Origin of the sequence: Akkermansia muciniphila (assembly GCF_900184965.1) — a bacterium.
GTDB lineage: Bacteria > Verrucomicrobiota > Verrucomicrobiia > Verrucomicrobiales > Akkermansiaceae > Akkermansia > Akkermansia muciniphila_A.
On sequence record NZ_FXYA01000154.1, the window covers coordinates 1 to 19,068 of the forward strand.

Sequence of the window (19,068 nt, forward strand, 5' to 3'; positions counted from 1 at the left end):
TTCAATCCACGCACTCCTTACGGAGTGCGACTTGTAGATATCGTTCCTCTTTCTTAATTCTAAGAGTTTCAATCCACGCACTCCTTACGGAGTGCGACGGATGGCTTTTTTAGAAAACGTGGCCATGAGAGGAGTTTCAATCCACGCACTCCTTACGGAGTGCGACTTCCTTGTTCAACTTGGAGATACAAGTCAATATTGTTTCAATCCACGCACTCCTTACGGAGTGCGACAGCTCCTGCTATGCATTCCGCGGCCTCCGTCATGGTTTCAATCCACGCACTCCTTACGGAGTGCGACGGAGAAGCATGAGGTGTGCTGCGGTTTTACGGAGGTTTCAATCCACGCACTCCTTACGGAGTGCGACTTTAGTCGGCGTCATGATTTCACTTGTACAAATGTGTTTCAATCCACGCACTCCTTACGGAGTGCGACTCCTTACGGAGTGCGACTGCGGCCGACCTTATACATTGTTACTCAACAGAGCAAATCATACTTTGCGCCAACCTCCCTAAAAAGACCGTCATTGCACGGTTACACTTTCTGAGTATTTATCTGTCAATCTTCTATTCCCAATGCATTACACCAATCGCCGACCTGCCGGGGAATTCGTGTGAGCTTGAGGTTGACGCACAGGCCATGTTCAACAGTCTTTAAATAATCAAGGGACCGGAGATGTCATAGCTTTTCTCCTTACCCAATTGTTCTATTTTATGATGCCAATTGGACCCCATATGATAAATTCTGAGACTGTCACTCTCGTTATCAATAATCTTAAGCAGCTTGTTCCTAATGTCAACCAATTGGGCAGGAGTCAATTCACATTCAAATACGGAATTCTGCACTCTCTGTCCGACATTTTCACAGGCTCGGGCAACTTGCCGCAACCGCCGCTGCCCGGCCTTATCATCCGTAGCTACATCATACGTAATGAGAATATACATGACAACAGCTCGTTTTACTTGCCGATGAACGGAGGGTAGCAATCCAGATCTCCACGCAAATGGCGTGCCAACAAAAGGGCCTGAATATGAATCAGCAATCCCAAGGTGGTTTTTTCCTGAAGAAAAGGATGCACCAGAACGGTCTTTTTCCGTTCCTGCCAGGCATTCAATACTTTTTTACGGGAATCTTCCTTCAAAAAAACGGCTCCGGACTCTTCCTTGTCAAAATCATCTGAGGATATCTGCTTGCGGTTAATCAGGGTAAGGGCCAGGCGATCAGCGAGAGGAGCCCGGAATTCCTCCATCAGGTCCAAAGCCATTCCGGGACGTCCCGGGCGGTCACGGTGCAAAAAGCCTGCGGCGGCATCAATGCCGGAGCTTTCAAGGGCGGACCTGGCGTCATGGCACAACAAACTGTATAGAAAAGATAAAAGAGCATTAAAACAATCTTTGGGAGGACGTCTATTGCGGCTTTCAAACACCAACTCCGGATCTTCCGTCCTCTGGCAATGGGACAAGCAGGAAAAATAGGTTTCCGCTGCGGAACCTTCAATGCCCCGCAACATGTCTCCGGAATTGCATCCACGGGCCATGCGGCAAAAAGCCGCCAGACGATCGATCGCCTCCGACAAATCTTTCCCGTATGTTCTTTGCACCCTTAAAAGCAGACTGCGGCAATTCGCAATTTTGGCTCCTATCATTTCCCGGGCAACGCCAACCCATCTTGCCTCATCATCAGCCCAGCGGTATTGCTCCCGGCGCAACAGGATATTTCCCTTCATGAAGCCCTGTACGCCAGCCAGAAATTTACCGTAAGGATTGCAGAAGGAAAGCGTGATGCCGCGTTCCGCACAGGCTCCCATCAAATAAGGGGAAACTCCTATATCCCATCCCAGCGTCACAATACCCTCCAAGTTATGGAGGGGAACCCGCAGCAGACACGTTCCTTCCGCATTGACTTTTACAGTATCGCCATCCTTGGACAGCCAGCATCCTTCCAGCGTCACAAACAATATATTTAAATGCTTCTTCATAAATCATCGGCTTCACTTGTTTCCAGGCTGTCTTCAAACACACTATCCACCCGGGCTTTCATGGTCTGCCTGTGCTCCCGGCAAACGTTAGGAAGACAGTCATTGACCAAGGAACAGGATTTGCAGGCTTTGGAATACATGGGCGGCGGCGTCACTTCCCCGGTTAAGACCTCCCTGGCATTCCTGATAGCCTCGGCTGTCAGAATACGCAGCTCTTCATCAAATACCACCTCCATCCTTTTCTGGGTCTTTCCATAAAACAGAAAACCGGAGGGAATCTCCAACCCAAACATTTCTTCCAGGCACAAGGCCTGGGCGCACACCTGCACTTCATCCGCACGGTGCGGTTTGGGCTTGCCAACCTTGTACTCCACGGGCGTCATGGATACGGGAATGCCGCCTTTCTCAGCATAAACAACCTCCACGACATCCGCAATGCCGTGAATTCCCCATTGGAGGGAAGAAATATGAAGAGAACGCAGGATCCTCTTTCGCCCGCGGTTTTCCGTCATGCCGGAATCCGCCCGTTCATGAAATACATTCCCCTCCGCCGTAAATTGATTATCAGCCCACGCGCATTCCAGATGAATCAGTGCGCATTGCCTGGGACAATACAAGTAATGCTGTAATGCCGCCAGGGGCACTGAAAAAAAGGAAGAAGACATCTTGGAAATTCTGTTCAGGGTGAAACACTAAATAAAATACTAAATTAATCAATTCATATATTGCAAATGATCATATGGAACCTATGATAGTTTCACATGTATCAGGCTCGCCCCCATCAGTCTCTTTCCACTCACGAACAAGAATGTGCCCGTACGATGTCCACCCTGCTTGCTCCCTTAGGGCTATCGCAATTTGGAGCCTTGATCGGCGGCATGCACGACTTCGGCAAAATGAGTGCAGACTTTCAGCAATACATGGATGCTCTCTCTCAACATATCAGTCCTCCAATTCCAAAAGGCGGCATAGACCATTCCACTGCTGGAGCCCAGTTTGTCTGGAATCATTTTCCCATCCCGGAGAACTCTGAAGAATTTTTTATCTTCCGGCAAATCATTGCTTTATGTATTGCCTCCCATCACAACCCTGCTCTCATTGACTGCTTCCGTGGCACGATGCCCGGAGATGACGTATTCTCCAAGCGCATGAAAAAATCCGGAGAGAAAACCCATCTTGATGAAATCCTGTCCAAATTGACGTTTCAGGAGAAAGAGCATTACTACTCTCTCCTGAAAAAAACGGAACTGGCCACGGAATTCAAGAATGTTTACACCCTCCTTACCACCCTGTTTAGCCACTGTCCAAAAAAACAAGCATTCCATGCCGGACTAATCGCACGGTTCTGCTTGAGCAGCCTTATCGAAGCGGATTACACTAGTGCTTCTGGAAAAGGAAGCTACGAAAGCATTCCGGAACCGGATTGGGAAGGAATGTTAAAAAACTTGAATAAACATCTCGAACAATTCAAGGCTGATACTCCCATCAATCAAAGCCGGGCAGCCATGTCGCAGGAGTGCCTTCAAGCTGCGCCAGGACGAGTTGGCAAGTGGAACCTTACACTTCCCACCGGTGCAGGCAAAACCCTCTCAAGCCTTAGATTTGCCCTGGAACATGCACGGCGGCACCATTTGTCACGCATCATTTACATCATTCCCTATACCTCCATTCTTGACCAAACGGCCAATGCCATCCGGAAAGTACTTGGAAATGAATATAAAGACTGCATCCTGGAGCATCATTCCAATCTGGTGAAGGAAACCCTTAACAAGGAGGGAGAAATGGAACCATGGTCACCGGAAAGAAAAACCTGGTACATGGAAGCCACTCAAACATGGAACGTTCCCATTGTACTCACTACATCCGTCCAATACTTGAATGCCCTATATGCATCCGGCAAACAGCATGTGCGGCGCATGCACTCCCTGGCAAATGCCGTTTTTATTTTTGACGAAGTGCAAGCTATTCCCCCAACCTCACTACGGCTTTTTGAACATTCGCTGGATTTTCTCGCCGGCATCTGCCACAGCAGCACCATCCGCTGTACGGCTACTCCTCCGGAAACTGTCACGGAAGACGGAACGCATGCTCATCTCATCGAAACACCTATTATTCCGGACAGCCAAGCTTACTTCGATCAATTTAGCCAATTCCGTCAATGCGAGGTTGTCTGTGAACGGAAACCCTCCAATTACTGGACTGTAGAAAAAATGAGGGACTTCATCATGGAGCAAGCTTCTTCCAAAGGCCCCACCCTCGTCATCGTAAACACCAAAAAACTGGCCTCCAAACTGGCCTGCGCCTGCCGGGAGCTGAATACAGAGGCGGACGTTTTCCACCTCAGCACCAATATGTGCCCTGCCCACAGGAAAGAAATCATCACGAACCGTATTGACAAAAAATCTCTGGAAAAGGCCAGAAGGAAGGGAAAAGCCGTTGTGTGCATCAGTACCGGCCTCATTGAGGCCGGAGTGGACGTAGACTTTGACGTAATCATACGGAGCGTGGCCGGCCTGGATTCCTGCACTCAGGCGGCAGGCCGATGCAACAGGGACGCCAACCGTTCCGGGGGAAGAGTTATCCTAATTAATCCCGCAGGCAATCTGGAAAGACTGGATTTTCTACCGGAACTTGAAATCGGAAGGGAAATTGCTATGGGAATGATTTGTGATCCTGAAGAAGGAGGAATTCTGGGAAATAAATCCGTTTCGCTCTATTTTAAGGAATTCTACGGCAAGCTCACCCGCTCTCATAATCATGATCATCTGTCCTACCCGTTTATATGCTCCGACGTCGCCACCAACATGGAGGATGCGCTATCTCAAAATTTCAAACTGATGACACATCCTCGTCAACAGTCCAAATATGCTCCCCTCCGTCTTTTCCAGGCCTTTGACTCGGCAGCACGCCAATATCATCCGATCAAGGATGATACAATAGCTGTTATCACCCCTTATGGAAGAGGGGAAGAATGCAGGGAAAAGCTTTGGAATATGAATCCTCATACGGATGAAGAATGGGAACAATGGAATGAATGGCTCCAAAAAGCCAGAGCCTATTCCGTCGCGATTTCCAGCCAACTTCTTGAAAAATACTTGAATTCGGGAGACATTATGCGTATACAGGAAGGAGTGGATATTTATACAACAATACCTAATAAATATGATCCATTTCTGGGCTTTCTCACAGATCCCGGAGAGACTTCCGGGGCGCTGACCGTTTCCCAGATTTAAAAATTTCAACAGCTTTATATTCATGCTTAATCAAATCGAATTTAAGGTCTACGGGAAATATGCGCTTTTCTCCGACCCTCTCACCCGGATAGGCGGAGAAAAATGTTCTTATCAAATCCCCACCTATGAAGCCCTGAAAGGAATTGTAAAGGCGGTGTACTGGAAACCCACCCTGATCTGGTTAATTGACGAGGTGAGAATAATGCGCCCTATCCGTCTGGTTCCCAAAAATATGAAACTGATCAAATATCATGAAGCCGGGGCGGATTTATCCGTATATACCTACCTTCAAGATGTGGAATATCAAGTCAAGGCTCATTTTGAATGGAACATGTACCGTCCGGATATGTCCAAGGACCGGATCGACGGCAAGCATTATGAAATTGCCCGTCGCATGATTGACCGCGGAGGACGTAGGGACATCGCATTGGGAACCAGGGAATGCCAGGGATACGTGGAACCATGCCGGTTTGGAGAAGGAAAGGGATTCTATGATCAATATGGAGACACCTCCTTCGGACTCATGTTCCATGGTTTCAATTATCCGGATGAAACGGGAAAAGAGGAGCTTTCCATACGTTTTTGGCGTCCGGTCATGGAAAATGGAACGATCCGCTTCGTGCGCCCTGAAGCATGCAAAATTGTCAAGCATGTACGCCCCATGGTGGCATGCCCGCCAAGATCCAGCGGACTAAATGATCTGAGCCTGGGAGAATGAAAGGAAAAAGAAAACGATGAACTGGATGTACGCCTTACACGCCACCTATGAACAAAACCGTGATTATGTGGGTCGTATTGACAAAGAACCGGCCCACGGCAACAGGAAAGAACGCCTCATTACTCCTCTTCTGCCGCTGTACCACAGTATGCAGAATGCTCACATCACCATCACATTGAACAAACGGGGAGAGCTAATTAATGCATCCCTCAACAATCAGAATAGTCAACCCACCATCATCCCCGTTACGGAAGCCTCAGGAGGACGCACCAGCGGAGCCTGTGCCCACCCTCTGTGCGACAAGCTCCAATACGTGGCAGGTGATAACGCTGACTATTTCCCTCCGGAAGAATCCCCGGCCAAACGGACCAAACAACTCAAAACCCTGCAGGCATCCTACGAACAATATGAACAGCAATTATCGGAATGGGCGGCGTTTGACCCCGGGAATGTCAAACTGAACGCCGTTCTGGCCTATATTCGTAAGAAATCCCTGATCAGGGACTTGATCAAGGAGGAAATCCTACATGTGGAAGATTCCACCAACACTCTGCTTCCTGTATGGAAAGGGGATAAACAGGAAATGCCCGCTATCTTTGAAATTCTGGGAGCGTCCACCCAAGAAAATGCGTTCATAAGATGGAAGATCAACAACAAGGATGGAAGCCCTCCGGAAGTGTATGAAGACCCCGCCATGTACGAATCCTGGCGGATTTATACGGAATCCAAGGCAAACAAAGAAGGGATGTGCTATGTCCTGGGAAAAACAGCGCCTCTGGCAACCACTCACCCGGCACGCATCAGAAACGCCGGCGACAAGGCCAAACTCATTTCTTCCAATGACAGTTCCGGCTATACCTACCGCGGCAAATTCATTGAAGCGGATGAAGCGTGCGGAGTAAGTACTGAAGTCACCCAAAAAGCCCACAGCGCGCTTCGCTGGCTTATCTCTCGCCAAGGCTGGTATGATGGAGATCTTGTCGTTCTCGCCTGGTCTCCCGGTCTGTTGAAAGTTCCGTCTCCCTGCGGCAATGTGCAGGAATGGGAACACTACACGCCCGACCAGCCAACATCGAATGACCAGGTCACCCAATTGGTTAAGCAATTTAAAAAAGAACTCTCCGGAGGAGGAAAAGAGCTGTTGCGGACATCATTGAATGAAAACGATATTAAAAACCGTGTTCTTGTTCTCAGCTTGAATTCTGCGTCGCCGGGGCGCATGTCCCTCTCCAGCTTTCAAGAATTCACCGTCTCCGAATACCTTAACAACCTGCTTTCCTGGCATTCCAAAGCCAGATGGAAACAACGCCTTCCTAAAGACAAAGAAGGAAATGACCGATCTTATATTGGCGCGCCGTCTATCTCCATGATTGTCAAAGCAGCGTATGGAATAAAGGTAGACGATAAACTACGCAAACACGCCCTCTCCAGACTACTACCCTGTATTCTTCACAATCTTCCCATTCCTCCGGACCTGGAAAAGCAATGTGTTCTCCAGACATCCAAACGGCATGCCATGGAATGGTGGGAATGGGAAATGACCTTGGGAGTATCCTGTTCCGTTTATCTTTATAATCATCCACAAACAAATACTTCGTCCTCAGATACCATGAGCCTTGATCCAAAAATCACAGATCGCAGTTACCTCTTCGGTCGTCTTTTAGCCGTTGCAGAAGCCATCGAAACATCAGCATTAAATATCACGAAAACCTCCCGCCCCACCAATGCGGAAAAACTTATGCAGCGGTTCCAGCAAAGACCGTCAGAAACATGGTCCATGCTGGAAAAAAGCATTCAGCCCTATCGCAACATTTTGAAAAAAAATGAAAACACCGTTTCTTTCTTGAGAAGCTATGATGCTTACATAGACAATATCATGGAAACATTCCTCATGGGACAATTCATGGATAACGGGCCATTAACCGGAGCCTACCTCCTCGGTTACCACTGCCAGAGAGCCTTTATTTACAAAACTAAAGAAGAAAAAAATGCTGAACTGGCAAAATAAATCTTAGAATAAAACATTAATTCAACACTATAAAACCACATCATGAGCCTTAATCATAAAATCGACTTTGCCGTCATCTTTACCGTTACGAACGCTAATCCCAACGGAGACCCTCTCGATGGCAACCGGCCCAGAACCACCTTGGAAGGACTCGGAGAAATCTCCGATGTCTGTCTTAAAAGAAAAATCCGCAATAAACTGATGGACATGGGGCAAAACATCTTTGTTCAGTCAGACGACAGACGTGTAGACAACTATAAAACATTGAAAGAACGTGCTACTTCCATCCTGAAACAAAAAGGTACGTCTGCTGAACTGTCACAAAAAGCCTGTCAGGAATGGTATGATGTGAGAGCTTTTGGACAGGTCTTTGCCTTAAAAGACAAAGATGCGGCAAAAGGCACCGGCGTCTCCATAGGAATCAGAGGCCCAGTCACCATTCAACCAGCCTTTAGCAAAGATACAGTGAATATCACTAGTACACAAATTACGAAAAGTGTCAGCAATGACGGAGACGGCAGCAAAAAATCTTCCGACACCATGGGCATGAAGCACCGGGTGGACAAGGGCACCTATGTCTTCTTTGGAGCAATCAATCCACAGCTGGCAGAACTCACAGGCTTCTCGGATGAAGATGCCTCCATTTTCAAACAAGTTCTTCCTCAGATGTTTGAAGGAGACGCCTCCTCTGCACGACCGGAAGGCAGCATGTCTATTCAAAAAGTCATTTGGTGGGAACATAACTGTAAAAGTGGTCAATACTCTTCTGCGAAAGTCCACCACTCCATTGAAGTCTCCGAGGACGGAAATATTGTAAAGAAATATGATCTGCCGGGATTAACCCCGGAAATGATTGAAGGCTTCTGAGCTGTTTCTTTTCACGAATGTCAAAACACCCTTCACTAAAAATGAAGGGTGTTTTTAATGAGCTTTATAGCCAACAGCTTCTTCTTATTCCAAGGATATTAGGTCGTTCAGTCTACGACATCTAAATCCACGCACTCGTGAGAGTGCGACGCGCCTCCGCCCTGGCGGAAATGACCGACGACGTGTTTCAATCCACGCACTCGTGAGAGTGCGACATTGGCATGATTATTGCTACGAAGTAATTGACGACGTTTCAATCCACGCACTCGTGAGAGTGCGACCGAAATCGCAGCAAGTGATAGCCTCCTTCAATAATGTTTCAATCCACGCACTCGTGAGAGTGCGACCCTTGCCGCAGCGCTTCCTGCGCTATCTTCTCTTGTTTCAATCCACGCACTCGTGAGAGTGCGACCCCTTGCCGCAGCGCTTCCTGCGCTATCTTCTCTTGTTTCAATCCACGCACTCGTGAGAGTGCGACCCCTTGCCGCAGCGCTTCCTGCGCTATCTTCTCTTGTTTCAATCCACGCACTCGTGAGAGTGCGACCCCTTGCCGCAGCGCTTCCTGCGCTATCTTCTCTTGTTTCAATCCACGCACTCGTGAGAGTGCGACTTCGCGGGATGGACCTTCAACAAGACAGAGATCCGTTTCAATCCACGCACTCGTGAGAGTGCGACTTACTATCTACGGGCGATTGGCGACCTGATTGAGGTTTCAATCCACGCACTCGTGAGAGTGCGACGGCCGTGGCGGGCGCGGTCGTCGTGCAGCTGCCGGTTTCAATCCACGCACTCCTTACGGAGTGCGACTCCTGGTATTCGGCGGCCTCTCCAGGGCACACCAGTTTCAATCCACGCACTCGTGAGAGTGCGACCGGAAGACAAGTCGGCGGATCTCGCCAAAAAAATGTTTCAATCCACGCACTCGTGAGAGTGCGACCGGACTTGGGCAGACGCTCCGTGCGGACAAACTTGTTTCAATCCACGCACTCGTGAGAGTGCGACTCCTGGACGTCTATGGTTTGATTATCAACAGTGCAACGGGTGTTTTGCGCCAACCTCCCATGTGTAACGGCGCAAGATAGTTGCGATATGCGGGACAGGTTGTTGCGATATTTCGCCACTTGCGGCCAGGAAAAGCCCCTTTCCGGAAGCCTGAAAAGAGGTGAAAAAAACGCCTGAAAACGGGTGAATTTGCGTGACTTTTACCCCCGAATTTGCTATAAAAAACTCACCGGAAGGAAGGTTGATCCGTACCTTGAACCGGGGCTATTGCCGCCGCTGCCATCAGCTTTATTTTGGCGTTGCAAAGGGAGTGCATAATTTCCGCCCTGCGCTCGCGCGGCACCCCATAAGGCCGGGGGTTGCCTGTCGTCACCATCCGGAACATCCGGGCGTATAAATCAGGGGAAGCCTCGGCACTGTGCCAGCACCAGCAGGACCAGCGGGAATTCTCCGATTCCCCGCGCCGCCAGGGCACTTCAATCCGGCATGCCTCCCGTCCGTATTCTTCAATCATGGTTAAGGCATACGTTAAATCCTCCGGGGCTGAATCCGGTAAATGCCGCTCCTGAAGAACATCGGCCAAATGGACGGCCACATGGGCACGCACGGCATAGCAGCACCCATAGGTTAAATGCCGATCATCCCCGGAAGAGTACCACAGGCACTCCGGATGGTCCGTCATCCAGTGCAGCCAGTCCCCATCTAAAAGCGCCGTGTCAGCATCCAGCTTGACGAGTATATCTTCAGGGGCTGCCCCTGCCGTCATGGAGCGCAGCACTCCCACAATGGCGCCGGGGCCGCGTAAATTCCCGCCGCGCATCCAGGATGTCTGATCATAGACGGCTCCCAGCTCTTCCAAGGCCTCCACCGTTCCGGCATCCACCGGAGCGTGGCAATCATCCAGCACCCGAACCAGGGCAGACGGGCAGGCCATCCGGGCGCACCTGGCCGCCGCTACGGCTTCCGGGGCGTCTTCCTTATACGTGAATATGTGAATTCTGATCATAAAAAACTACGGTCCCCACGGATAATACGTGCCGCCCCCTACGGGAAGCTGAATGGTGCCCAGGGCATACTGGATTACCTCGTCGCCTTTAATGACGGCCAGAGGGAAGGAATAATAAAACAACCGGGACGGCCTTGCGCCGTCTATGGATGTAAGCATGAAGGGATCTACCGTCCCCGCGGAGGAAATGACGGCCATGCCCGTGATTTCCTCGTTTTCATTCAGAATCAAATTCAGCCAGACTTCCCCTTCCATCATCGGCAAATCCTTGCTTGCCGGGGCATCTCCCAGCACGCGGCCATTCAGCATGATTTTCCCGGGCGTGATGGTGGCTCCCGTCTTCTGGCCGTCTTCATCGTATTCCAGTTGAACGCGGAATCCGTAGTCGTTCGGCTCCGGCGTCGCGGATGACCAGATAACCTCGCCGCGGGGGCTAACGGTCGGGGCCTTGGGGCTGATGCGTGCGTTGGAATCGTAAGTCAGGGACAGGGCGGGATTGTCCTGCACCTGATCCTGGTTGTCCCGGCCATCCATAGCGGCCTGGTTGCTGTAAAGCTGCTGCTGTCGGTCAATCATGCTTTGCAGGCTCAAATGGTCGGGAACTCCCGTGGATATATACGTGTTGCCCGCGGATAAATCCACCGTGACGCCCTGTATGACCGTCCGCATGTCCAGCCAGGCCGGGTTGGCTCCTGCAATCGACAAGCGCCGCCCCAGCAGCAGGTCCGGGCGGATGGCCGCCAGGGCGTCCACGCTTCCGGCCCAGGGAGCCACGCGGGTCATTTGGTAATAGGCGGCCAAGACGGGCCTGTAATTTGGCCAGTCCGCTTCGCCGCTCCCGCTGCCTCCGGACGGAGGCGGGAATGCAGAACCGTCCTCCGGTCCCAGGGTGCCGTGTCGGTCCACTTTGTAAGACCGTCGGCGAACATTGGTCGTGATGCCCCGCCAAGTCAGCCAGTTATAATACCTCGTCACCTTGTCCCCGTTAATCGTCACGGTTTTTTTCCTGGGGAATATCAATTCAAACCCCTTTTTCGGAGGGGAATCTATGTAAACATATTGCTTGAAGACTACTTCGCACCACTTGATCGCCGTACAGGATTCCGATAAATCGCCAAAAGCAAGCCTGTACTTGGTGGCGCTCGTGCTATAATTTTTGGCTTCCTGCCCTTCCACGGCGGGGGTTTCCCGTTGGATCGCGCCAAATTGCGCGCCTGGCACCTTGGCTAATTCCGGAATCCAGTTAGTCCACCACTTTCGGGCATCCTCCGGCCCGGTCGGCATCTTTTCCCCCAGGACCATCATTTCCGGTTTGGCAAAATTGTATTGGGGGCCATCCACGCCATCCTCGTCGGTGTCGTCCGGGTCATCCCCCGTTCGCGGGTCGGACAGTTGCACGATCGTGCAGCCTTCCTGGTGCAAGTCCGCCCCGGCTGGGTGAACAACCGCGGACGTGGCGTACTTGCCCCGCGTCATCACCACCCCCACCGCGGGGGGCACCAGGTCCACCCGTTCCGTCAGCTGGATTTTTGACAATCTGTGCGCGATCCGGTCCAGCGTCACCGGGTCCAGGCGGTCCCCGTCCGCAATGTGCAGCACGGGGCTGGCTCCGGAATAATCAAACCAGGCCACCATGCCGGGCCGGGAACTTAGGAATTTGCGCAGCAGGGAGGCGTGCTTGTCACAGGCGACATCCGTGTCCCATATCCAGGCGGAATCATCCACATCCAGCACATAATCCGTCACCAGCGCCCCATGTTTGCGGGCGTTGTCCAGCACCGTCCGGAGGGCCGCCGCGATCTTGATGCGCCGTTTGACCGACGCCCCGGAGGATAGGCCGGAAAACGCCGCAAACGAGAAAGCAATCCTGCCCGCCCCGATGCCGGAGCCGAAAAACGTCGTGCCCTCCATCGGCTTCCAGTGGTCGCAAATTTCCACCTGCCACACGTAGCCGGACGCGGACAAGGCGGCATCACATTTGCGCACGGTGCCGTCCAGCACCGTCACGCCGTCCCACGCCACCCGCACGCGCTCTTTATAAGAGAAGGGGGCGGCATCCATCATTTCCCGGCCCAGCTGGAAAGACACCTGGGCCGCCGTAAAATTCCGCCATTGCCAGCTGCATGACTGGCTGGCCAGTCCCGTCAATTCTACTGTTCTAATGTCCATACCCCCGCTGTGAATCAATCTTGTTCAGGCGGCTTTTCAGCTCCGCCACTTCCGCGTTCAGCTTTTGCGCCGTTTCCTGGCTCCTGGAATACCTGCCTAGTATCTCCCGCACCAGCTCCACCATGCCGTGAATCGCGGGCGTTTCGTCCTGGCCGCGGTCGTTGCCAAGAAGCATTTTCAGCTGGCTGGCCAGCTGGGCACGTTCGCCCTTGTCCACCTGTCCGTCCTGTAACGCCTTGCGCACAACGTCCTCCACCTGGTAAAGGATTTCATAGTCGGAACTTCCGGCCAGATCCCCCGCTTTCTGAACAGCCCCCTCCCGGTATTTCCGCATCCATTCCGTCAGTTCCATTGCTGCCATGCTTTTGGCCTGGATGTCTTCAGGCAGGGCGGTTACTTTCCGGGCGGCTTCTTCCAGGCCCTTGATTTTCTGTTCCTGGTTTTCCTGTGTCTTTTTAGCGGTCAGGATGTCATTCATGGACTTCCAGGCTTGTTCCGCGGCTTTCACCATGCCCCGGTCGGCGTCGGAATTGTAAGCATTGCCGAATTTTTCTTTCAGGGCTTTTAAGAATTCTTCCGTCCATTTGGCGTCACTCTCGTCCCGCTTGTCCCATAACTTCTGGTCCTTGTTGCGCAAGCGGCCAATCGTGTCCCGAAACCTGGTGGCGTTCTCCTGGGCCTTTTTATTACCCTCCGCATACTTGTCCGCAAATCCAGAGAAGGAATCTAGGCTTGCTTCCAGTGTTTCCACAGCCGTGTTCATGGCCGTTTTGGTAGCGTCCAGTTCTTTCTTACGCGCTTCCGCGGCTTTGGATAGAGCTTCCGCCGCCGTCCGGGAAATTGTAGCATCCCTCCGCTGGTTATCCTGCCAGGCATCCGTCTTTTTCGTTTCCGTTTGCACGTCGGAATCTGCCTTTGCCTGGACGCCCTGCACAGTCAGAACATTATTCAGCCGTTCCTTGGCCGTCGTCACAGCTTCATCTAAAGCTTCTTGCTCTTTGAATAAATCAGCCAAAGATGCTGTTCTGTTTTTGATTACCTCTCTGGCGACTTTTAACGCATCCGCATAAGCCATATACAAGGCATCCCCGGACTTGCCGCGCACATCGCCCAGCAACCCCGTATTCTTGATGCCTTCCATCATGTTGTTCAAGGCGGCCTCCTGCTGCTGTTTTTCTGCAATCAGCCGGGCCATCATTTCTCCATTGGTGGCGGATGGCATGCTGGCATCTTTCCGCATGCCATCCATTAAAGCTTGTACATGCTTCAGGGTTTCTTCGTCCTGATTCTTTTTCTGCTGTAATCCGGCCACCAGCGGGATGCCCACGCCGCCCAGCATGGCCGCTTTAGCCATTTCTTTCGGCGCGTCTGCAATTTCCTTTTCCAGCTTCTTCTTTTTGGCTGCCAGTTCCTGCCATTGTTTCAGGGCCGCTTCCGCATTCTTGAAAGCGTCCGCCTGGCCGTAAAATTGCTTCGTGTCTAAATTCTTCACTCCCGCCGCTGCCGGGCTGGATTGGGTAAGCTCCTGCATGCGCCTGATCTGTTCCGCCTTGGCTTCGGCCAGTGCTTCGGCTTTTTTCACGGCATTTTCCGCCTGCTGCCGTTCGATAGCCCGGCGTTCTCCGGCGTCTTTGGCGTCGATGGCCGCCAGGGCGTCCCGGGCCTGGCTCTCCGTCATTTCCCCGCGAATCTGTTTTTGCCTGATGATGCTGCGGTTCTTCTCATTTTCGATGGCCAGCAGCTGGGCCTGCATTTCCAGGTTCCGGCTCGCCTTTTCGTCCAGGGCTTCGATCGTCCTTTTGCGGGCGTCGTAAGCGTCATTGATCTGTTTGACCAGGGAATGTTCCTTCTTCAGCGCCTGTTCCTGGTTCAATCTCCCCAGTTCCGCACTCATGCCCGCCTGCCAGGCTTCCACCTTCGCTTTCCCCTTCGCCAGCACGTCCGCAAGTTGCGCGGACACTTTTTTAGCGCCCAGGCCAAACGCATCATTCAGGGCATTTCCGGCAGCCCGGCCCAGCCCCCAGGCTTCCTTGCCCAGGTTGAGGACATTGGTGGCGTTTTGCAGGCCGCCTTTGAACTTGCGCCATTCCTGCATTTTATCACCCGCCCAGGTTTGAACCTGTCCGGGAAATTTGGATAAGGCGTCAATGCTGCGCTGTAGCCATCCGGACTGCTGCTTGACGGCATCCGCAGCATGGCCCACCGTTTTGTCCGCGCCCTGGACCGTTGCGCCCAGCGCGTCCAGTCCGTCAATCCTCACAGTCCAGTCATTAGGCGTTGCCGCCTGTGTCTCCGGATAAGCGGGCACGGCTCCCGTCTGCCCCCCCACGCCTCCGGATGGAAGCGCCGGAACAGACTTGACCGCCCGGGACAATTCATCCATGCCCTTGCGTACCTGGTCCAGCGTCCCCTCCGGCTTGGTAGATGCGGCCAGGCTCTTGGCCAGCGTGGCGTCCATCCTGGCCAGCAGCGCGGCAATCTGGTCCAGCCGCGCCATCATCCATTCATTCCCGCCTTCCCGGGCGGAGGGGACAGGAAGGGGGGAATGATCCGGGGCAGCAGCCCCGCGGGCCACCTCTTCCACGGCTTTGGACACCCGGGCAATTCCGGACTGCATTTCTTCCAGGGCCTTGTCCGTCCGTCCCTGGGCGGACGTTCCGTTGGCCGCCACTCCTTCCGCATGGGCGATCGTCCCGTCCAGATGGTCCAGTCCCTCCACCTGTATGGTCATCTTGCCAGGGGCGGATGCCCCGGAGAATGCCCGGGCATCCGCCACGGTTCCCACCCCTCCGGAAATAAGTTCCCGCGGCAGCCCCTTGGCTGCCGTGGAAAGATCGTCCACCCCCTTGCGCACCTGGTTAATCCCGCTCATGTCCGCCCGGGTGCCAAGCGTCAGGGATATGTCAATATTGTTGTTCATCAGTTGATTTCTCCGGTCAGGGCAAATTTGAATTCTACGGCCTGCCAGGCCGCCCCGCGCAAGTCCACCCCGTACCAGTGTTCACTGGTCAGGGGGTACGGGCGGGGAGGGTCCACGGTGGCGGCGTATTCCCTCACGCGCTGGGGGCGGCCCTGGTAATAGCAGGTCAGCCAAGTGACGCGCCCCAGCGGGTGCAGCGTGAACAATTCCTGGACGTCCAAGCCCCAGGCACGGGCCGCCGCCGCTGTCGGGAACGGATGGGCCACTGTGAAAGACAGCTGCATCAGGGCGTTGCCCCGCGCCCGCTGAAGCATCCAGGAACTGCCCAGCACGCCGTCCCGCTGCACCTGGACGGAGGCCGTAACGTCCACCGGAGCCGCCATAAGATCCCCCTGTTTGCAGAGCGTGACCGCATCCAGGCCGTCCGGACGGTAAATCACCGTGTCTGTGGATTCATAGGCCATTAGAAGGAATCAGGATTGAGTGAAATAGCGGAAAAACGCCACGGAGGCGGAATCCTTGAGAACAAAGGAAGGGTATTCAATCGCCGTGAATAATTTGCGGCCTCCCTGGGCGTTAATGGCTTCGACTGTAAGGATCACTACTTCCTTGGTCTGGTAAGATCCGGCATCACCACGCGAAAACCGTAATACCCAGTTGCGCCGCGCCCAAACCTGGGACGCCTGCCACGGTTCCGCCAGTCCCACCAGCGCGGCAACTACGGCGGCCATGGCCGGGGCCTGCTCCGCTGGTATTTCGTCCGCCGTATAGCGGGCCGGAGGGCGATAACCGCTCTTGTCCCGATAAATGGGCGTCAAAATGAATTCATCCCATTGACCCGGACGGGGGAACTGTATTTGTATTTCTGCGTCGTTCATGATTAGAGAGGTATGTTAATATCTTCAAAATCCGCTGTTTCCTCGGATTCAATGGCATTGACGGCCATTGCTTCCAATGCGTGATAGGTTGGATTGGTCAATCCATTGGCATAAAGGTGCCTGGTGCCTGTGCCCGCGTCGGCTGAAAGGGCATATGTTTTCTCATTGCGCGCGTCGATGACCAGGGTGCTTACGCCTGTTCCTGCCTCGAAAGCGATGAAGCCGCGGAGAGAAGCTATCTTGAACAGGGTATTGGCGCTGCCGCCTCCCAGCTCCATATAAAGAGCCGCCTTTTCCTCCCGCACTGTTGTACTCGGCGGCCCGCTCTGCATGTAAATAAGTCTGTTCAGCCCGTCCGGCATCAGCTCATTCGTCCCTAATGGAAGAAACACGGTTGTCGTCTTCACCTGCCAGTTCCCAACGGACGTTACATAAAAAATTTCCCTTACTCTGATTTCATACCCCTTGCGGACAGTATCGTAAGGCGTATTGATGGTAACATCGATGACTTCCCCATAGTTGACGGCCAGATTGTTCCCCGGAATTATGGAATAAGAATCCATCGTCAACCCGGTTCTGACGGTTCTTGAGCCGCGGGCCAGACCAAAAGTAAATTTAGCGAAGGCTGTCGCGTTGACCGCAAGGGAAAATCCGCACACGGAACTGTAATTAAATTGACCGTTAGGTCCTGTCAGGGGAATAACCGCTGACCCGTACGCATTGGAATCGGCAGAAGCCGCGCCCACCGAAAAATGCTGTGTCAACCCGGCAAGAGTACCGTTGGAAGATTTAGAAATGGAACCCGCGACTGTGATCGAACTGGAATTAAGGTATATAGGCTGAACCAACGCTGATACAGCACCGGCCAATCCTGACGTATAAAAGCGATTAACCGCGCCCGTATCGGTCGGCGCACCGACAGCCAGCGGAATATTGATGCCGCCATTGGCGTTAATAGCCCCCGCCGCCGTCAGACCTCCGGCCAGCGTCATGTTGCCGGATGCATCCACCTGCGGTATGGCCGCCAGAGCATTAGTCGCCGCCGTGGCGGAATTGGCCGCGGCAGTGGCAGATGTTGCGGCATCGGAGGCAGACGTGGACGCGGCAGCGGCGTTCTGGCCAGCTGTCCGCGCCGCAGCCTCGGCGGTCGCGGATGATTGTCGTACATCCCGCCCCAGACTGTTCAGCTGCCGCGCGGTGGCCAGCTCCACCCCTCCCAGGGTGATGCCGTCGTCATAGTCCACTACTACGGTCATCAGCGGGGCCATCGTGCCGTTCACGGCGGGCGGGTTGGTCACCTCCGTCACCAGGCCGCGCCCAGGGACGGACGGAGTAAGCACGGCGTGCATGCCCAGCGCGTAGGGCGTCATCTCGGTCCCTTCGCATACCTGGATGATAATGACATCTCCGCGCGTCAGGGGAACGCCCGGCGTGAATACCCACGTAGCCGTCTGGCCGCTGGTCAGGTTGGACACATAGGCGGAGGTGCCAATCAGGCTGTAATCTCCGTCCACCAGCTTCCAGACACGCAAGCAATACTGATTCAGGGCGGGGTCGGTGAAAAAATACACAGTGGAAATACTCGTCAGGCGGCAGCTGTCGGGCAGATGTCCCGCCAGAATCTCGTCTCCCCAGGTCATCGCGTAGCCTCCCACGATGGTCCAAGTGTCGGCGGCGTCCCCGCTGGACAAGGTGGATTTCCCGGTCACCGCTTCCAATTCCACGCCCGCGTCCTTGAGCGCGTCCGGCAGTTGTGCGGCCAAGGCGTCGGCTACCAGTTCGGACCAGTCGGCCAGCACCTCGTCAGGCGGCGCGTAATCCCCGGGCAGCAAGTCCGCCCGGACCGTCACCCGGATCAGGCGGGACGTGCGCTGCGCCCCATCCGGAGCCACCAGCACCACCTCGCCGATCAGGTCAATCCGGGATTGATCCCCCATGACCTCCGCCAGCTGTACCGTATTAACGGACAGGCTGCCGACATAGGCAGCGCCCAGGGCATCCTCCACATGTTCCAGCCCCGTGGCGGCCAGCACCAGGGCATCGTCCCCCAGGGATTTTTTCACGGCCAGCACGGGCACCTCGTCAGAATTCGAGGGGGTGCCGGGGCCGTCCGTCAGGACGATGCGCAGCGGCATCTTGTCGCCCCGCACCAGGGCCATGTCAGTCAGCGGCACCTGGCCCGCCGTCGTCAGGGCCAGCGTGTTAGCATCTATGTATATAATCATGATTGGAAAGATGGAAGGGGGAAAGCGGAGCCGCCGTACCCGGACGGCTCCTGGATGGGCGCAG

General features: G+C 53.7%; 13 protein-coding genes and 2 CRISPR repeat arrays. Of the genes, 4 read left to right on the top strand and 9 right to left on the bottom strand.

Annotated features, from left to right (window positions below; all coding sequences use genetic code 11):
* Window positions 1–65: 65 nt before the first annotated feature.
* Window positions 66–435: a CRISPR direct-repeat array (repeat unit 33 nt; unit sequence GTTTCAATCCACGCACTCCTTACGGAGTGCGAC).
* A gap of 218 nt (window positions 436–653) precedes the next feature.
* The 3 genes from cas2 to cas4 are packed head-to-tail and all read right to left on the bottom strand — an operon-like array spanning window position 654 to window position 2,643.
* The gene (gene cas2, locus CI070_RS03790) at window positions 654–944 is read right to left on the bottom strand and encodes a CRISPR-associated endonuclease Cas2 (protein ID WP_094136088.1); all 291 of its coding nucleotides are present in this window, start codon (window positions 942–944) and stop codon (window positions 654–656) included.
* 14 nt (window positions 945–958) lie between these two features.
* A complete protein-coding gene (gene cas1c, locus CI070_RS03795; protein WP_094136089.1) occupies window positions 959–1,978 on the bottom strand; it encodes a type I-C CRISPR-associated endonuclease Cas1c in 1,020 nt (339 codons plus the stop codon).
* Window positions 1,975–2,643: a CRISPR-associated protein Cas4 gene (cas4, locus tag CI070_RS03800; protein ID WP_094136090.1), complete on the bottom strand. Its 669-nt coding sequence runs from the start codon at window positions 2,641–2,643 to the stop codon at window positions 1,975–1,977. The genes cas1c and cas4 overlap by 4 nt, the downstream gene beginning before the upstream one ends.
* Before the next feature lie 96 nt (window positions 2,644–2,739).
* On the opposite strand from cas4, the gene CI070_RS03805 reads away from it, so the two are divergent.
* The 4 genes from CI070_RS03805 to cas7c are packed head-to-tail and all read left to right on the top strand — an operon-like array spanning window position 2,740 to window position 8,804.
* Entirely contained in the window at window positions 2,740–5,211 is a 2,472-nt protein-coding gene (locus tag CI070_RS03805; protein ID WP_094136091.1) for a CRISPR-associated helicase/endonuclease Cas3, read from the top strand.
* Between the two features lie 22 nt (window positions 5,212–5,233).
* Entirely contained in the window at window positions 5,234–5,929 is a 696-nt protein-coding gene (gene cas5c / locus CI070_RS03810; RefSeq protein ID WP_094136092.1) for a type I-C CRISPR-associated protein Cas5c, read from the top strand.
* A 25-nt stretch (window positions 5,930–5,954) separates the two neighbouring features.
* A complete protein-coding gene (cas8c, locus tag CI070_RS03815; protein WP_179218357.1) occupies window positions 5,955–7,937 on the top strand; it encodes a type I-C CRISPR-associated protein Cas8c/Csd1 in 1,983 nt (660 codons plus the stop codon).
* A 42-nt stretch (window positions 7,938–7,979) separates the two neighbouring features.
* Window positions 7,980–8,804, top strand: a complete 825-nt coding sequence (gene cas7c / locus CI070_RS03820; protein WP_094136094.1) for a type I-C CRISPR-associated protein Cas7/Csd2 — start codon at window positions 7,980–7,982, stop codon at window positions 8,802–8,804.
* A 119-nt stretch (window positions 8,805–8,923) separates the two neighbouring features.
* Window positions 8,924–9,545: a CRISPR direct-repeat array (repeat unit 31 nt; unit sequence GTTTCAATCCACGCACTCGTGAGAGTGCGAC).
* 487 nt (window positions 9,546–10,032) lie between these two features.
* On the opposite strand, the gene CI070_RS03825 is transcribed toward cas7c, so the two are convergent.
* From CI070_RS03825 to CI070_RS03850, 6 genes are read right to left on the bottom strand one after another with little or no spacing between them, the layout of a single operon-like run.
* Window positions 10,033–10,812, bottom strand: coding sequence for a hypothetical protein (locus CI070_RS03825; RefSeq protein ID WP_094136095.1), 780 nt, complete (start codon window positions 10,810–10,812; stop codon window positions 10,033–10,035).
* Between the two features lie 6 nt (window positions 10,813–10,818).
* Window positions 10,819–12,981, bottom strand: a complete 2,163-nt coding sequence (locus CI070_RS03830; protein ID WP_094136096.1) for a hypothetical protein — start codon at window positions 12,979–12,981, stop codon at window positions 10,819–10,821.
* The gene (locus CI070_RS03835) at window positions 12,971–15,901 is read right to left on the bottom strand and encodes a hypothetical protein (RefSeq protein ID WP_094136097.1); all 2,931 of its coding nucleotides are present in this window, start codon (window positions 15,899–15,901) and stop codon (window positions 12,971–12,973) included. The genes CI070_RS03830 and CI070_RS03835 overlap by 11 nt, the downstream gene beginning before the upstream one ends.
* Window positions 15,901–16,365 carry a hypothetical protein gene (locus CI070_RS03840; protein ID WP_094136098.1) on the bottom strand — a complete coding sequence of 155 codons (465 nt, stop codon included), beginning with the start codon at window positions 16,363–16,365 and terminating at the stop codon, window positions 15,901–15,903. The genes CI070_RS03835 and CI070_RS03840 overlap by 1 nt, the downstream gene beginning before the upstream one ends.
* Window positions 16,366–16,374: 9 nt before the next feature.
* Window positions 16,375–16,779: a hypothetical protein gene (locus CI070_RS03845; protein ID WP_094136099.1), complete on the bottom strand. Its 405-nt coding sequence runs from the start codon at window positions 16,777–16,779 to the stop codon at window positions 16,375–16,377.
* A 2-nt stretch (window positions 16,780–16,781) separates the two neighbouring features.
* Complete coding sequence (locus CI070_RS03850; protein ID WP_094136100.1) at window positions 16,782–19,004, bottom strand: hypothetical protein; 2,223 nt, start codon at window positions 19,002–19,004, stop codon at window positions 16,782–16,784.
* Window positions 19,005–19,068 lie beyond the last annotated feature (64 nt).

Excerpts from the sequence above, each read along its gene's own strand:
- CI070_RS03830 (WP_094136096.1), bottom strand. The coding sequence starts at position 12,981 with ATGGACATTAGAACAGTAGAATTGACGGGACTGGCCAGCCAGTCATGC.
- CI070_RS03845 (WP_094136099.1), bottom strand. The coding sequence starts at position 16,779 with ATGAACGACGCAGAAATACAAATACAGTTCCCCCGTCCGGGTCAATGG.
- CI070_RS03825 (WP_094136095.1), bottom strand. The coding sequence starts at position 10,812 with ATGATCAGAATTCACATATTCACGTATAAGGAAGACGCCCCGGAAGCC.
- cas8c (WP_179218357.1), top strand. The coding sequence starts at position 5,955 with ATGTACGCCTTACACGCCACCTATGAACAAAACCGTGATTATGTGGGT.
- cas7c (WP_094136094.1), top strand. The coding sequence starts at position 7,980 with ATGAGCCTTAATCATAAAATCGACTTTGCCGTCATCTTTACCGTTACG.
- cas4 (WP_094136090.1), bottom strand. The coding sequence starts at position 2,643 with ATGTCTTCTTCCTTTTTTTCAGTGCCCCTGGCGGCATTACAGCATTAC.
- CI070_RS03835 (WP_094136097.1), bottom strand. The coding sequence starts at position 15,901 with ATGAACAACAATATTGACATATCCCTGACGCTTGGCACCCGGGCGGAC.
- CI070_RS03805 (WP_094136091.1), top strand. The coding sequence starts at position 2,740 with ATGTATCAGGCTCGCCCCCATCAGTCTCTTTCCACTCACGAACAAGAA.
- CI070_RS03850 (WP_094136100.1), bottom strand. The coding sequence starts at position 19,004 with ATGATTATATACATAGATGCTAACACGCTGGCCCTGACGACGGCGGGC.
- cas2 (WP_094136088.1), bottom strand. The coding sequence starts at position 944 with ATGTATATTCTCATTACGTATGATGTAGCTACGGATGATAAGGCCGGG.
- cas5c (WP_094136092.1), top strand. The coding sequence starts at position 5,234 with ATGCTTAATCAAATCGAATTTAAGGTCTACGGGAAATATGCGCTTTTC.
- CI070_RS03840 (WP_094136098.1), bottom strand. The coding sequence starts at position 16,365 with ATGGCCTATGAATCCACAGACACGGTGATTTACCGTCCGGACGGCCTG.
- cas1c (WP_094136089.1), bottom strand. The coding sequence starts at position 1,978 with ATGAAGAAGCATTTAAATATATTGTTTGTGACGCTGGAAGGATGCTGG.